The organism is Pseudovibrio ascidiaceicola (assembly GCF_900114245.1).
Taxonomy (GTDB): domain Bacteria; phylum Pseudomonadota; class Alphaproteobacteria; order Rhizobiales; family Stappiaceae; genus Pseudovibrio; species Pseudovibrio ascidiaceicola.
This window is the reverse complement of sequence record NZ_FOSK01000013.1, coordinates 16,166-30,438: the sequence shown is the minus strand read 5'-3', so window position 1 is coordinate 30,438 and position 14,273 is coordinate 16,166. Positions and strand designations below refer to the sequence as shown.

The following is a 14,273-nucleotide window of genomic DNA, read 5'->3' as shown; positions in this document are numbered from 1 at the left end:
TTATTGGACAGCAGTTGCACAATGCTTTTGATCATGAGGACTGAAGTAAGGCAGGCCTGGTCCACATACAGTCCGTAGGTTGCCAGCCATATACGCGTAGTATTCTGCAATGCTAGCACTGCCTTGTTTCGCTTCTGGAGAGGTAAAGTCAGCAAACATTGTATCAATGAACCTCAGGAAATCGTTTCCTTCCGGAGCTTGAAATGCGGATTGCATGGCTTCAACACAGCCTTCTTTAGTTGAACCTTTTGGATAGTTGGGCAGCTTTCTTTCCAGCCAGATCTGCGAGATATTGGCCTTCAAGCTTTCCATACGGTCTGCCACCTCTGGTAAGTTAAATGGAGCGTGTGCGCCAATGTACCAGTGTTCAGGGTTCTCAGAGTTGTTTCCGATAATGCCAATCTTTCCTTTGATTGCCATTATCGTGGCATCTGGAAACTCCTGAGTAAGTCTGAGAGATGGGCCGTTCTTGCCGATCGATCCTGCATAGTCGGTTTCCAGAAAAATACTCGCAGGTGAGTTTCCTTCAAAACCCTCCCGCAAATTTTGGGTAAACTTCTCAGAACTCTGATCCAGAACCTCTTCCGAACTACCGTTACCTAAGACTATTAGGCGTGTGGTCTCTTTAAACGGAGGCGCATCCGGTACCAATGCCTGTACGTATCCCTCTGCAGAAATGGCGTAGACAGTGGCATCATTCTGATACTTCAAGTGCCAATAAAGCGAGGTGGGCGTAATCGGCATGTCTTCCTGACACGCTGTGTTTGAAATCAGAATAGATGAGTGTGCAGAGGCATTCTGTATGCCTGACATCGTCATCGCAAGGGTTGCAGCGAGAGCTAGTCTCGAAGTTATTGACAGGACCATTCGTCACTCCTTTTTTTGTTGTCTCAGGAATGACGGATGCGAGGATTGGTCGTGAGCCAAACCCTTACGGCCTGGCTAACAGTGCGTTAAAATAAAAGGGTTGGACTAACCGATAGACATCGCCTCAAGACGATACACATAGATCAAGTACAAAAAGAAAAAGCCCAAAGCGAGAGTAAACAGAATGAGCCCCGTCGCCGCAGTTGTAATCTGCGCGGATGTGGCAGAGAGCTTCAGTGAACTTGCATTGTCTTTCCCATCGGATCCCTTCAAAAACTCGAGCATAACCTCATCAGATGCACCGTTTTCTTTAAAATGCATCAAAACTGTACGAAGTCGCTTCTGAGGTAAAAATACTGAGTAGACAATTTCATAGCCAGCAACAATCAAGGCCGTTAAGCAAATTATTGAAATTATAGCAAGAATCCAGAGAGACCACTCTTTTTGCTCTCTAATAACTTCAATCTGTAAGCCGTATACATTCTTCTGGTGTTCTGCAAAATTTTTCCTAATCTCGATCTCTGTTTGGAAATAGCTATCTAACGTTTCAGAAGATACTTTCCAGCTACCCACATCGTTTTGATTGGTTGGTTTTGAGCTGCCAATACTATCATTATTTTGATCTCCCCCCTTCATTGCGCCAATGTTAATACGGCGAGGGCAACTGGATCCAAAATTTTTACAAATATCAATGTATTGCCAATCACCAATTTTAGTCCCTGTTCCATTGATTGTAGGAACAACGACCTTATCACCACCAACATTTAGTTGAGGGTGTTCACCTGTCGTAATTTCGCCTATTTGAAGTGGCTCGCTCTGCGCAGAAGAATAAGCAATTACAAAAAGCATGAAGCATGCAAAAATATTAAACCTCTTCAAAGCACTAAAATTGCGAACTGACATAAAATTAAAAAACGCAATCACGACCATTACCACCTGATTTAACGTTAAAAATACTGAAACTAATCATCCGATCTCAAATTATAATCAATTTTTCGACAAATCACTAAGTTTATTCTAGATTTCAGCTTTGATTTACTGGCTCATGCTTCACATCACGAGGAATTTTCAATGGATAAAATACTCTTAGCGCTCAGCTTCAGCGCACTTATAGATTCAACATCAATGGGTTTTGCGAGCGAAACCTCACTCTCCGTCATGAGCTATAACGTAGAGAATCTGTTTGATACCGCAGATGATCCGAAGAATCCTCACGATGACACTTATCTGCCTAAACCTGAAAAAGATGCGCGTGGCTCTGCTCACGTGAAGTCCTGCAAAGACAACAATAGCCGTGAACGATACCTCAATGAGTGTCTGAGCATGGACTGGAGCAAGGGCACCTACGAGACAAAGCTCTCTGCTTTGGCAACGGTGATCTCTTCATTCGATGAGCTGCCAGCTGTGTTGGTCCTACCAGAAACAGAGAACAAACAGGTCGTGACAGACCTGATGGCAAAACTGCCAGCGGGCTCTTTCTCAGAAGTGATACAACTCAACTCCAGCGCAGAGAAGGGCAATCGCGGCATTGACGTCGCTATGGTTTCAAAGCTGCCACTCAAATCAGAGCCCAAAGCAATCAAAGTTTTCCCTGAAAATGGCAGCGAGGGCACCTGCCGTGTAACTCGTGACATTGTCCAGGCCGAGTTTGAACTACCAACAGGCGAAAGCCTTCATGTTTTCGGTGTTCATTTTCCTTCAGGTGGCCGCGGTTTAAATTGCCGTCTCCAGGCCTTTGATGTTCTTAATGACGCTTTCAAAGCCTTGCCTGCAAACTCCCTGGCGATCGCAGCCGGTGATTTCAATTTCAACTGCGGTGACTGGACACGATCGGACAAAATTGTCCAGAAGAAAGCCGCCGAGATCGGCTGGGCCTACTCCGACAAAGTGAATAGCTGCGAAGCACCTGGTAGCTCCTTTTATTGGGGCAACAAGACCTGGTCATTCCTGGACGTGATCATGGTCTCCCCAGCAATGGTCGAAGCCTCCGCCTCATGGAAAGCAGATGTCGGCTCATTCACGGAGGTCATCACCCATGACAGCCAGATGCGTACAGACGCAAAAACCGGCCTTGTCGTTCCAAACCGCTTCAACATCAAAACCGGCAAGGGCGTAAGTGATCACTTGCCAGTGGCTATGACCTTTTCATCTGAAAAATAATCAGCCAGAGAGCAGGGGGCATTTAGCTCCCTGCCTTCACTTGCAGAGCAAACTACTGTCATAGGCTTCTTCGGCTGCCAGAACAGCTTCTTCTTTACTATTTCGTTGCCCGTCTTCAATGAGCTCTCGGCCTTTGGCCAAAAGGAAATACCAAAAAACCTGGCCTCCGTCCTCTGTGTATCTGTCAACACGCATGAGTATGTCTGGATCGTCTGGAACACGGCCAATGCCTTTCCCGTCCCCAATCCTTGCCCCTTCAGCCGGCCCCCAAATGTACTTCAGTTTCTTCATTTCTTCTCTCTCAGGCGCATGTGCAGTAAGAGCACCAACATAATGGGAGTAGGCAATCTGAGCGGCGATCGTCCCAAGGGCCTTAGTTGCTTCTCCTCCGGATGCTTTCACGAGGGCCTTATGCAAAATCTGCCATTGCCACATAAAGGCAGGTGGCATTGCAAGCTCTTCCCAAAGCAAAATTGCCACTTCATAGGACTGCATGGACGCGCCCACAAAAGTGTTTCTCTTGCCTTCCTTCTCTTTCCAATAGAAACCGGGTAGCCACTGCATCTTGCTCTCAAGGCGTTCTCTTTTTGTTCTTTTTATAGTTTCCCTTCAATCGAAGCAATACTCAATAGTTTGAGATTCGACGCCCCAGCTACCGTTTCCCGTAACAAATCCCGTAACAAATCCCGTAACATTTTGGAGACCGCTTTCATGCTTTTGGGTACTGACAATGCTATAGCCAGTTGAATTAAATAGATTATTTTCCATCAGAAATCGAATAAGCATTGTCATAGAAAAAGCGCCAGAGTCCTGCAGGGATCGCCACTTTTTCTTCCCGAAAATCACAAAACAGAAATCAACGCTCTCAAAAGCGAACGGTTTTCTGCATTCTGGCGCTTTATGAGCAAATGCATCTCATCTTTTGAGTTGTGCAGCTATTTATTCCAGGTCGATCCAACCAAATAAACTCCGCAGTTTTGAAATGCTCCAAATCCCAGCAAAACTGAGGGGATGTAAGGTGTTCAATCAGCAGCAGTTTTAATAAATTCCTCTAATAGATCATTGTGCACGCCACATTTTTGCTGTATTTGACGGCAAAACACGCCCTAGGGGAAATCAACGAGTTGAACTGCGTGCAAAAATCATCTGACATTCGTACGAACTGGACGCGTGAAGAGGCTGAGTCTCTTTACAACCTGCCGTTTAATGACCTGCTGTTTAAAGCTCACTGCGTTCATCGCGAGCATTTTGACCCCAATGAGGTCCAGCAAAGCCAGCTCTTAAGCATTAAGACAGGCGGTTGCCCGGAAGATTGTGCTTATTGCAGCCAGTCGGCTCGCAACAACACCGAGCTCTCCGCCTCAAAGATGCTTGAAGTGCAAATGGTGCTTGAAGAAGCCAAAAAGGCGAAAGAAGGCGGCGCAACCCGGTATTGCATGGGCGCCGCCTGGCGCTCTCCGAAAGATCGCGACATGCGCGCCATTGAATTGATGGTGGAAGGTGTCAAAGATCTTGGCATGGAAAGCTGCATGACGCTCGGCATGCTGACGCCTGAGCAAATTCTGCGCCTCAAAGATGCTGGCTTGGATTATTACAATCACAACATCGACACCTCAGAGCGCTACTACAGCGAGGTTATTACAACCCGCAAGTTCTCTGATCGTATCGATACTCTGAATCTGGTCAAGGAATCCGGCATTAAAGTCTGTTCTGGCGGCATCGTCGGCATGGGTGAAAAAGACATGGATCGCCTCGACATGCTGGTTTCTCTGGCAACATTGGAAGAGCATCCGGACAGTGTGCCGATCAACATGCTTATCCCAATTGAAGGCACGCCGCTTCAGGATGCTGAGCCAGTCGACCCGATTGACTTCGTTCGCCTGATTGCTGTTGCGCGTGTCATGATGCCAAAATCTCATGTTCGCCTGTCTGCGGGCCGGACAGAAATGTCTGATGAGACGCAGGCAATGTGTTTCTTTGCCGGAGCAAACTCCATCTTCAAAGGCGACACGCTGCTCACAACAGACAACCCGGAAGACTCCAAGGATGCAGCTTTGTTCAAACGCCTTGGTATCCGCCCTATGGGGCTGAAAAGCTGTGCGGCTGAGCATGAGCCTGCTGAATAAGCATCAAGGAGCGCTAGAGCGTCTGGCAGAACGGGGCAGGTCCCGTTCTCTGCTCAAAGCGTATGGCTGCGATTTCTCATCCAACGACTATCTGGCGCTGACAACAGCGCCAGAATTGCGTTTGGCGGCAGAACATGCGCTTGCGCGTGGTGTCGGTCTGGGTGCTGGTGGCTCACGTCTCTTGCGTGGCAATGACCCGGAGCATGAAGCCCTTGAGCTGGAAGCAGCAAACCTGTTCAACACAGAACGGTCTCTGTTCTTCGGTGGTGGATACAACGCCAATGTGGCGCTGTTCTCAACACTGCCGCAGCAGGGCGACCTTGTTTTGCACGACAGCCTCATCCACGCCAGTGCCCATGACGGCATGAAGCTGGGCGCTGCCCAGTCCATGGCCTTTAAGCACAATCAGGTTGAGGATGCGCAAGCACGCATTGCCCAGTGGCGCCAACAAGGCGAAACCGGGCGGATCTGGATCGCCTGTGAAAGCCTTTACAGCATGGATGGTGATCAGGCTCCAATCAAGGACCTGATGGACCTTGCAGACACACACGATGCATTCTTGCTGGTTGATGAAGCCCATGCAACAGGCGTGCTGGGTGAGGGCGGCAAAGGCCTGGCAGCGAAGTTTGAAGGCCGCGAAAACGTCATTTCGCTCCATACCTGCGGCAAAGCTCTTGGAGCCTCAGGCGCACTTGTTTGCGGACCTGCTGTTCTGATCGACTATCTCATCAACCGCGCGCGCGGGTTCATCTATGCAACCGCGCCATCGCCTCTGGTCGCAGCCATCGTGCGTGCCTCACTAAAGCTGGTGCAGGATCAGCCAGAACGACGTGACCAGCTTGCTGACCTCGTGGCCCATGCAAATGCTGAGATGAACCGTGTGTGCGGACAAAAGGGCAGCGGAACGCATATTCTTCCGTTCCTTATTGGCAATGACAAACGCACGATGCAGATTGCAAAGGCACTGCAGGAACGCGGCTTTGATATCCGCGGCATTCGCCCGCCAACTGTACCACGGGGCACATCCCGCTTACGAATTGCGTTGACCTTGCATGCAAGCAAGCAAGATGTATCCAGCATGTTTGAAGCGCTTGCTGAAGAAATGGACCTTGTTCCGTCATGACAAAACCAATCGTAGTTACCGGAACTGATACCGGTATCGGCAAAACAATTTTCTCTGCAGCGCTAACACAGGCACTGGCCGCCACTTACTGGAAGCCCGTTCAATCCGGACAGGAAGAAGAAACCGACACACAGGCTGTGGTGCGTCTGACGGGCTGTAAAGCACTGCCAGAGACATACCGTTTGCAGGTTCCCGCATCTCCGCATTTTTCAGCCGAAGCAGAAGATGTCCTGATCGACACGGAGAGCCTGACAATGCCTCAGGTCGATGGACCGCTCGTTGTTGAAGGGGCAGGTGGCCTCATGGTGCCGCTCACACGGGAGACGCTGTATATTGATCTCTTCAAAAAATGGCAGGCACCAATTGTGCTATGCGCTCGCACTGGCCTTGGCACCATCAATCACAGCTTGCTTTCCATTGAAGCGCTGCGAGCACGTGGCTGCAATCTGCTCGGCATCGTGTTTATCGGTGAGGAAGTGGCAGATTCTGAGCGTACGATCGCAGAGTATGCAGGTGTCAAAAAACTTGGGCGCTTGCCACTGCTGAAACAAATCACCCCAGAAACAATAAGAACAGCGTTTGCAGAGAATTTCCGCCTGGAAGACTTCTGCCTGCAAAACGGGGAGAACGTATAATGTCTAAGCACTCACCAATCTGGCATCCCTTTACCCAGCATGCTGTGCTGACGGAAATGGCCAAGATAACAGGCGGCTCTGGCGCTTACCTGACGAAGGATGACGGTGAAAAGCTGCTTGATGCCATTGCCTCCTGGTGGGTCGTAACCCACGGCCATTGCCATCCCCATGTTATTGGCGCGATCAAGGAACAGGCTGAGAAGCTGGATCAGGTGATCTTTGCAGGCCATACCCACGAGCCCGCAGAGCGCCTTGCGCAGCAGCTGCTCAAATGCACGCCTCACGGATTGGACTATGTCTTCTTTTCAGATAGCGGCTCCACCAGCGTGGAAGTGGCACTCAAGATGGCGCTCGGCTATTGGCACCATCTGGGCGAAAACCGCCAACGCATTGTCGTCATGGAAAACAGCTATCACGGTGATACCATCGGCACCATGTCCGTTGGCGAGCGTGGCGTTTTCAACCAGCCTTATAATCCGCTGCTGTTTGATGTGGCCAAAGTGCCATTCCCAACTGCAGGCAATGAGCAGACTACAATTGATGAGCTGGAAAAGCTTTGTGTGCAAGGCGATGTCGCAGCCTTCATAGTTGAGCCACTCGTTCTGGGCGCTGGCGGAATGCTGATGTATTCCGCTGAAACCCTGCGGGCGCTTTATGAGGTCTGCAAGAAGCATAACGTCCTGTTCATCGCTGATGAGGTGATGACTGGCTGGGGCCGTACAGGCAAGATGTTCGCTTGTGAGCACGCCCAAATCACACCAGATATCGCGTGCTATTCCAAAGGCCTGACGGGTGGTTCTCTGCCACTTGCCGTTACCATGTGCTCCTCCGCGATCTACGATGAGCATTATTCCATGGACAGAAGCAAAACCTTCTTCCATTCCAGCTCTTACACAGCAAACCCAATCGCCTGCGCCGCTGCTGTCGCCAATCTGGAAATTTGGGAGAATGAGCCCGTCTATGACCGCATAGCAAAGCTCATGCAAATGCAATCCGCAGGCCTTGCACGCTTCAAAGACGATGGCCGTTTCACCAACATCCGTCAAACCGGCACCATCGCCGCCATGGATATCAACGTGAAGGATCACGGATATCTGTCTGACGTCGGTCCGCGCCTCTATGAGTTCTTCAAGTCAAAGAACCTGCTGCTGCGCCCGCTTGGCAACACACTCTATTCCATGCCGCCATACTGCGTCACTCAAGGCGATATTGACCAGATCTACGACGCAATAGCTGAGGCTGCTGATGAACTCCTTTAAGGACCGCGGCGGACTAATCGGCTTCGGACATTACGCACCAGAACGCCGCGTACTGAATGCGGAAATCGAGCACGATCTGGGACTGGAAGAAGGCTGGATCGAACGCCGTACAGGCATTCGCGAGCGCCGCTATGTCTCGTCAGACCAGGCGCTGACAGACATCGCCCTGCCAGCAGCTCAAATGGCCATTGAAGATTCAGGTATTGATCCTGCTAAAATCGGCCTGACACTGCTGGCAACCAGCACACCAGACCATCTTTTGCCACCCTCAGCACCTCTGCTCGTGCACAAACTAGGGCTGCCAAACTCCGGCGGTATCGATATGGCAGGCGCTTGCGCAGGATTCCTCTACGCACTGGCCATGGCGGATGCCTATGCCAAGGCGCAAGGCATTGCGGTTCTCGTGGTCGCAGCCAACATCCTAAGCCGTCGCATCAACCCGGCAGAACGGGCCAGCCGCGTGCTTTTTGCAGATGCCGCTGGTGCCGTTGTGGTTCTGCCACCAGCACACAAAGAACAGGGTATCCTTGCTGCAGATCTGGCATCTGATGGTGCTTATTACGATCTCATCAAGATCCCCGGCGGAGGCAGTCGCACTCCATACAGACCGGATATGGACCCCAATGAATATCTGATGAGCTTGCAGGGCGGGCAGACGGTTTTTGCCAAAGCGGTCAACACGCTTACTGACTCAGCAATGAAAATTCTGGGGCAGGCGGACGTCAAACCGTCGGAGGTAGACCACTGGGCACCCCATCAGGCCAACTCTCGGATCATTCAGGCTGTCGGAACCAATTTTGGAATAAACGCAGATAAAACGCTGATGACCCTGGGGGAATACGGCAACAGCTCTGCAGCCACTATCCCATTTAGCCTCTCCAAGTGTCGGGAAAATCGAAGCTATAAGGCGGGCGACAAAATCCTATTGTCTGCCATTGGCGCAGGTTTCGTCAGCGGGTCTTTGTTGATCGGCATGTAATAAATGCGCCCACTCGTGGTGGAAAGACGAGCGGGCGCGAGCGCATCAAACCGCAGCTATTTTGATGTGCTGTCCAGATAAGCCAGCAGATTCTCGATATCTGCTGGCTTCTTCAAACCGGCAAATGCCATACGGTTTTTTGGCAAGAATTTCTTCGGCTTAGTGAGAAACTCGGTCAGAGACTCTGTATCCCAGGTTACATCGGCGTTTGCCATGACCTTGGAATATTTGAAGCCCTCAACAGCAGCTGCCTGACGGCCAATCACACCATGTAGGCTCGGGCCAACGTTGTTCTGCCCTTCCTTCACGCTGTGGCACGCCTTGCACTTCTTAAAAACTTTCTTCCCCGCCTTCACATCACCCGCAAACGCCACCTGAACCGGAGCAGGAGCGGCAACTGGTTCAGCTGCGGCCTGCTTTCCCTCTGTTGTCAGCATAAGGCGAAGAGTAACCGGCACCGTCCGTGTAATCCCATTCAGCTTGGCAAGTGTTTTCAGCTGATCCACGCCCGCGTTCACGCCCGCTTCCTCAGTTCCTAAAAACACCATGTCATTGGTGGTCGCCAGAACTTTGCTATCGGAAATGCGCGCTACGAAAACTTCCGTTTCCACCGGGATCTCAGTGCCCAGCAAATTGAGAGTGGCTTCCAGATCAACAACAGTGGTTGCACCAACCGCGAGCTGGCTCAGCTCAGCAGCGTCCAGCTGTGCAGTCAGATCAGCAGACCCGATGCTTTGAAACACAATTTGGCGCATTCGTTCATTGCGGATATCGATGTTGGTCTCAACAGACCCCAGATCGATCTTCAATTGCAGCTTGCCATCTTCCGAGACAGAGCCCGAGAGTTTCTCAAAGCTGTTCACTTCACCCACGGAGTTTTTCTTGATGGTCCCGTAAGAAAGCCGTGAGTTGTCGCTGTCCACGGTCCAGTTTTGTGCAAGGGCGCTGCCAGACAACAGTAAAAGCATCGCGGAGGTGCGGAAAAAGGTTTTTACCATAGGTATGTCGCCTTCGTGATTTGATGTGATTGACGATTTTTGGTTGCTATCAATTGAGAAACACACGACAGCTGGCTTTTATTCGATGTATTTTGGAAAAAAATATCAGAAACGTTTTCAAAGTGACCTAATCACCCTCATGCCTCGACTCTGGCGCTTTGCACTTTCCCTTGCAGGGCAGAAGGATCTGGCCGACGATTTGGTGCAGGCTACATGTCTGCGGGCATTGGAACGTGAAAGCCAGTTTCAGGCAGGTTCAAACTTTGCCGCGTGGACCATGACAATTTGCCGGTCCATCTGGCTGAACGAAATGCGCAGCCAGCACCTGAGAAAGACCGGACAGCTCGACACCGCCATCGAATCCAACCTGATTGATCCGTCTCCATCACCTGAAACGAATATTTTCGCAGCTGAAGTGTTTAAACAGGTGATGCGACTGCCAGAAGGTCAGCGATCAGTGGTGGAACTTGTCTTCGTAGAGCAATTCACCTATCGCGAAGCAGCCGCAATTTTAGGTATTCCTATTGGCACGGTTATGAGTCGCTTATCTGCAGCCCGTAAAACGCTTGCTCCTTTACAACAGGAACAAGCCAGTCAGATGAAGAAAGGAGAGCTGGCATGACATACCCCGACGAACACCTACGGTCTTATCTAGCTGGCTCTTTAGACCCTGAAACCGCGCAGCAAATTGAAGCGGATCTGGAAAACGACCCAATCCTGGAACAACGCCTGCTGGCACTTGAAGGCCTGCGCCCCGTCGTTCAACAAGGCTTCGCAGAAATCCCTGAAACAGATCACCTGAAAGAGCTGGAACATAAGATCTTCGCACAGCCAACAGCTGCAAACGATCATGCATCCGCTCCATCCTTTGTCCGTACATGGGGGGGCCGCGCAGCAACGCTTGTGGTCGGGCTGGCCATGGGAACAAGCCTCATATACTGGGCAGATGACACTCCAGACTGGCGTCAGGAAGTCGCAAGTTATCAGGCGCTTTATGTCAAAGAGACAATTGCATCTCTGGACAGGTCTGAACACGAGTTGAAACAGGAGCTTGTTGCAGCTTCAACCGTCGTGGGGCAGCAGCTGAACCTTTCAGACCTCAATGACCTGGACGGATTAAAACTACTGCGAACGCAGGTTCTGGGCCACGAAGGCGCACCACTCATCCAGATCGTTTTTGCTGACCCCAACGGCGCTCCGGTTGCGTTCTGCATCCTCAAAGACACCGATGCTGCCGGAACCTCCATGCAATCCACCAGCCTCAAAGGCATGGCCTCAGCTGACTGGACCGGAAACGGCTATCGTTACCTCGTCATTGGCGGCCAAAACCAAAGCCGCATCGATACGGTCGCCAAGCAAATCCACTCTCGCGTATTGTAGATAAAGAGAGCCTCTCGCAAATCTTTCTGTCAGTATCTGCCAGAGCGGGCGGCGCAAGTGTTATCAGTATGCTAGGTCTTTCAGATTGCTGATTGGGACTTTGCATTGATGAAGACATACGACGAGATTGAAACGGAGGCTGAAGACAAGCTTGCAAGCCGTGTCTGGTTTCACCTGATGCGCGCCCACCGCTATCTTTACCCACGCTTTGAACGCAGTTTGCGAACACATGGCATTGATAATCCGGTCTGGTACGAAATTCTGCTGGAGATTGAGCGTGCCGGAGAGCAGGGGGCCAAGGCCGCTGATTTGCAAGAGCACCTGCACATGGCACAGTTCAGCATGTCACGGCACATCGCCCGTATGGAAAAGAAGGGGCTGATTGAGCGCCGCCCCGATAAACAGGATGGCCGCGCGCACCTGATCTTCCTGACACCTCAGGCCGCTCATGCTCACGAGGAAATCTGGCCGCATTACTTCAAAATCATCCAGCAGGAAGTCGGAACGCGCCTCAACAAAAAAGAGGCGTTTGAACTCTTCAAACTGCTGACCAAACTCTACGAATAAAAAGGGCCGCTAAAAAGCGACCCTCACGTTTCCTAGAACCGGTAGTTTGCCGTAAGGCTAAAGGAACGCCCCGGTTCCTTCAGAGTGCCAATAACGTTGTAATCGCCCCCATAGGTTCCCCGGTCTGAGTAATCCTCATCAAAAATGTTGTTCGCTTCAACACGAAGTTTCAAACCATCAATCTGCTCTGGTTCATATTCCGCAAACAACCCGACAACCGCATAGCCTTCCAGTGTTCGATCTGAATCTCCGGTTGCTCCGGTGTCATAATCGAACGCCCCTTGAATATCACCGCCAATGGTCAGATCATAATCATCCAGCCGATGAGAAACATTGAATGCAAGGACTTGCCCCAAAGGTGCAGCCAGATCCAATGCAGAATATGAACTGGCATGACTGCCTTCCACCTCAGCCTCGGTATAGGAGTAGGTCAACCTGGCAAAACCGGATTGCCACTGATAGCCCGCAGCAAGGTTAAAGCCTGTTGTCGTCACGTCTTTAGAAACAACATGGTAAACCTTTGTAGGTGTTTTGATCTGCTCTTCTCCACGAGCATTCTTGATCTCGGTTCTAAAAATATTGCCGGAGAAAGAAAGGCCTTGCCGTTCAAACTCAAACCCTGCTGTAACGTTTTGAGAGCGTGACGGCTTGAACTGTGCGTAGTTCCAGTCAGTCCAGAAGAGGTAGTTATCCTCCAGCGCGTATCCACCAAACACATTGGCATATCCCGCTTTCAGCTTGAAACCGTCTACAAGCTCATAGGAGACGGACGCATTGCCGCTCGCTCCCGTCGCTCTGGCATCAAACTCTGAAATACCTTCAAAACTTTGATGATCCACCCGCGCACCAACGGAAACTTCAAGGCCGGAGAGTACCTCTGATCGAACTTGCCCAAACGCACCAAAGTTATTGGCAGTCTCTGTCGGATCTTGGGCTGAGTCTTCGAACTGGGAGGTCTTACGATAAAAATCGACGCCAGTCGTGAAGCTGGTCACATCATTAAAGTGGAAGGTGTTTGCCAGCTTGCCATTCAAAGTGTTGGAAGTCCCTTTGCTCTCCTCCACATCGATGTTGCTCTCACTGAAGCCAAGCACGATCTCTGGATCATAAAGGTCCGTAGGTTCCAAATGCTCATAACGGAACGAGAAGCTCTTACGCATCGTATCGTAAATGCGGGTCGGTGAAGTGCCTTTGAAAGCACCAAAGTTAGCACGATAAGGACGCTCTTCCTTATCCTTCAGCATCATACCGGAAATCTCAAACCGGTGTCCGCTCTCTGAGGAGTAGCCGGCTTTGAGTAGGCCGGTCTGCAAGTTTGCTCCGGTTCCCGGGATTTCCCAGTCGCCGCCAGAGGTGTAGTCCTGCCCCTTGGCGTTTTTAGCGAAGGCCAGAATATCAAAGCCGTTGTGCTCCGCAAAGCCAGTCAGAGCTTGGGAGAACGTGTTGCCGTTTGTATCGAAGCTCAACGTGGCTTTGCCGCCCATGGTCTCGCCATCTTCCAGCAGGTCCAGTGCGTCAATCAGCTGAAAGGCGATCGAACCGCCCAGAGCATTTGGTCCAGAATCAGCTGCTGCAACACCCGCATCCACACGCACCGCACGTAACAGTGCTGGATCAATGGCATTAGCTGTCACATGGTGGAACGCACGGTTGTTTTGCATCGCACCTTCAATGGTCATGTTCAGGTTGAGAGCATCCACACCATTGACGAAGATTTTCTGGGCAATCGGGATACCGCCACCAACCGTTACTGAGGCATTCTCAGCAAACACATCGCGAAGATCGCCCATCTCTGCGGCTTCAATCGCTTGAGTTGAAACGTAGATTGAGGTGTTTCTGTCTGCAGCCACTGCAAAGCGGTCATTGTTGAAACTGTAGACAACAACAGGGTCCAGCTCCTCGCTGGCATCCACACTATCCTGTGCTGCAGCCCCGATAGAAAAATAAGCGCCGTTTAAAACACAAACGGAAACAAGCAAACGCCACCGAAGTTTCTTCATTAGGATCCCCACCCGCATATTGGCCGTATTACCTACGGCGAATCAAATATGAGATAATTACTCATGTTTATGCGCGAGGGTATATTGGAGCGCAATTATAGATGCAAGTGCATCTATATGTATATACCTGTGCGATTTGATCGCTGAACTGAAATCACCATAAAATGCAATGTGTTATG

General features: G+C 50.7%; 14 protein-coding genes. 9 read left to right on the top strand and 5 right to left on the bottom strand.

The genetic code is table 11. The annotated features are described in order from the left end of the window. Both BM231_RS21090 and BM231_RS21085 read right to left on the bottom strand, forming a co-directional pair. On the bottom strand, positions 1-867 hold the full coding sequence (locus BM231_RS21090) for a hypothetical protein (protein WP_139226382.1): 867 nt from the start codon (positions 865-867) through the stop codon (positions 1-3). Positions 868-972: 105 nt separating this feature from the next. After that, positions 973-1,797, bottom strand: coding sequence for a hypothetical protein (locus BM231_RS21085; RefSeq protein ID WP_093522568.1), 825 nt, complete (start codon positions 1,795-1,797; stop codon positions 973-975). A gap of 141 nt (positions 1,798-1,938) precedes the next feature. On the opposite strand from BM231_RS21085, the gene BM231_RS21080 reads away from it, so the two are divergent. Next, positions 1,939-3,027 (top strand): endonuclease/exonuclease/phosphatase family protein, encoded by a 1,089-nt coding sequence (locus BM231_RS21080; protein ID WP_208860556.1) that lies wholly within the window; start codon positions 1,939-1,941, stop codon positions 3,025-3,027. A gap of 36 nt (positions 3,028-3,063) precedes the next feature. On the opposite strand, the gene BM231_RS21075 is transcribed toward BM231_RS21080, so the two are convergent. Further along, the gene (locus tag BM231_RS21075; protein WP_093522564.1) at positions 3,064-3,591 is read right to left on the bottom strand and encodes a hypothetical protein; all 528 of its coding nucleotides are present in this window, start codon (positions 3,589-3,591) and stop codon (positions 3,064-3,066) included. A 560-nt stretch (positions 3,592-4,151) separates the two neighbouring features. Between BM231_RS21075 and bioB the strand changes: the two genes are divergently transcribed. Genes bioB through BM231_RS21045 form a run of 5 tightly spaced genes read left to right on the top strand, consistent with a single transcriptional unit; the run spans position 4,152 to position 9,149 of the window. Then, positions 4,152-5,153 carry a biotin synthase BioB gene (gene bioB, locus BM231_RS21065; protein WP_244278243.1) on the top strand — a complete coding sequence of 334 codons (1,002 nt, stop codon included), beginning with the start codon at positions 4,152-4,154 and terminating at the stop codon, positions 5,151-5,153. Continuing rightward, complete coding sequence (locus BM231_RS21060; RefSeq protein ID WP_093522560.1) at positions 5,137-6,276, top strand: 8-amino-7-oxononanoate synthase; 1,140 nt, start codon at positions 5,137-5,139, stop codon at positions 6,274-6,276. Before bioB ends, BM231_RS21060 begins: the two co-directional genes overlap by 17 nt. Then, positions 6,273-6,911: a dethiobiotin synthase gene (bioD, locus tag BM231_RS21055; protein ID WP_093522558.1), complete on the top strand. Its 639-nt coding sequence runs from the start codon at positions 6,273-6,275 to the stop codon at positions 6,909-6,911. Before BM231_RS21060 ends, bioD begins: the two co-directional genes overlap by 4 nt. Next, positions 6,911-8,170, top strand: coding sequence for an adenosylmethionine--8-amino-7-oxononanoate transaminase (locus BM231_RS21050; protein ID WP_093522556.1), 1,260 nt, complete (start codon positions 6,911-6,913; stop codon positions 8,168-8,170). Before bioD ends, BM231_RS21050 begins: the two co-directional genes overlap by 1 nt. Continuing rightward, on the top strand, positions 8,157-9,149 hold the full coding sequence (locus BM231_RS21045) for a beta-ketoacyl-ACP synthase III (protein WP_093522554.1): 993 nt from the start codon (positions 8,157-8,159) through the stop codon (positions 9,147-9,149). The genes BM231_RS21050 and BM231_RS21045 overlap by 14 nt, the downstream gene beginning before the upstream one ends. A 56-nt stretch (positions 9,150-9,205) precedes the next feature. Here the strand turns inward: BM231_RS21045 and BM231_RS21040 are convergent, their stop codons facing one another. Beyond that, positions 9,206-10,147, bottom strand: a complete 942-nt coding sequence (locus BM231_RS21040; protein WP_093522551.1) for a c-type cytochrome — start codon at positions 10,145-10,147, stop codon at positions 9,206-9,208. A 25-nt stretch (positions 10,148-10,172) separates the two neighbouring features. On the opposite strand from BM231_RS21040, the gene BM231_RS21035 reads away from it, so the two are divergent. The 3 genes from BM231_RS21035 (at position 10,173) to BM231_RS21025 (ending at position 12,094) form a co-directional block, all read left to right on the top strand. Further along, the gene (locus BM231_RS21035) at positions 10,173-10,769 is read left to right on the top strand and encodes an RNA polymerase sigma factor (protein WP_244527201.1); all 597 of its coding nucleotides are present in this window, start codon (positions 10,173-10,175) and stop codon (positions 10,767-10,769) included. Beyond that, the gene (locus BM231_RS21030) at positions 10,766-11,527 is read left to right on the top strand and encodes an anti-sigma factor (RefSeq protein ID WP_093522546.1); all 762 of its coding nucleotides are present in this window, start codon (positions 10,766-10,768) and stop codon (positions 11,525-11,527) included. The genes BM231_RS21035 and BM231_RS21030 overlap by 4 nt, the downstream gene beginning before the upstream one ends. A 108-nt stretch (positions 11,528-11,635) precedes the next feature. Beyond that, the gene (locus BM231_RS21025) at positions 11,636-12,094 is read left to right on the top strand and encodes a MarR family winged helix-turn-helix transcriptional regulator (protein ID WP_093522544.1); all 459 of its coding nucleotides are present in this window, start codon (positions 11,636-11,638) and stop codon (positions 12,092-12,094) included. A gap of 32 nt (positions 12,095-12,126) precedes the next feature. On the opposite strand, the gene BM231_RS21020 is transcribed toward BM231_RS21025, so the two are convergent. Continuing rightward, positions 12,127-14,094: a TonB-dependent receptor plug domain-containing protein gene (locus tag BM231_RS21020; RefSeq protein ID WP_093522542.1), complete on the bottom strand. Its 1,968-nt coding sequence runs from the start codon at positions 14,092-14,094 to the stop codon at positions 12,127-12,129. Positions 14,095-14,273: the final 179 nt, after the last annotated feature.

Excerpts from the sequence above, each read along its gene's own strand:
- BM231_RS21090 (WP_139226382.1), bottom strand. The coding sequence starts at position 867 with ATGGTCCTGTCAATAACTTCGAGACTAGCTCTCGCTGCAACCCTTGCG.
- BM231_RS21085 (WP_093522568.1), bottom strand. The coding sequence starts at position 1,797 with ATGGTCGTGATTGCGTTTTTTAATTTTATGTCAGTTCGCAATTTTAGT.
- BM231_RS21080 (WP_208860556.1), top strand. The coding sequence starts at position 1,939 with ATGGATAAAATACTCTTAGCGCTCAGCTTCAGCGCACTTATAGATTCA.
- BM231_RS21075 (WP_093522564.1), bottom strand. The coding sequence starts at position 3,591 with ATGCAGTGGCTACCCGGTTTCTATTGGAAAGAGAAGGAAGGCAAGAGA.
- BM231_RS21060 (WP_093522560.1), top strand. The coding sequence starts at position 5,137 with ATGAGCCTGCTGAATAAGCATCAAGGAGCGCTAGAGCGTCTGGCAGAA.
- bioD (WP_093522558.1), top strand. The coding sequence starts at position 6,273 with ATGACAAAACCAATCGTAGTTACCGGAACTGATACCGGTATCGGCAAA.
- BM231_RS21050 (WP_093522556.1), top strand. The coding sequence starts at position 6,911 with ATGTCTAAGCACTCACCAATCTGGCATCCCTTTACCCAGCATGCTGTG.
- BM231_RS21045 (WP_093522554.1), top strand. The coding sequence starts at position 8,157 with ATGAACTCCTTTAAGGACCGCGGCGGACTAATCGGCTTCGGACATTAC.
- BM231_RS21040 (WP_093522551.1), bottom strand. The coding sequence starts at position 10,147 with ATGGTAAAAACCTTTTTCCGCACCTCCGCGATGCTTTTACTGTTGTCT.
- BM231_RS21030 (WP_093522546.1), top strand. The coding sequence starts at position 10,766 with ATGACATACCCCGACGAACACCTACGGTCTTATCTAGCTGGCTCTTTA.
- BM231_RS21025 (WP_093522544.1), top strand. The coding sequence starts at position 11,636 with ATGAAGACATACGACGAGATTGAAACGGAGGCTGAAGACAAGCTTGCA.
- BM231_RS21020 (WP_093522542.1), bottom strand. The coding sequence starts at position 14,094 with ATGAAGAAACTTCGGTGGCGTTTGCTTGTTTCCGTTTGTGTTTTAAAC.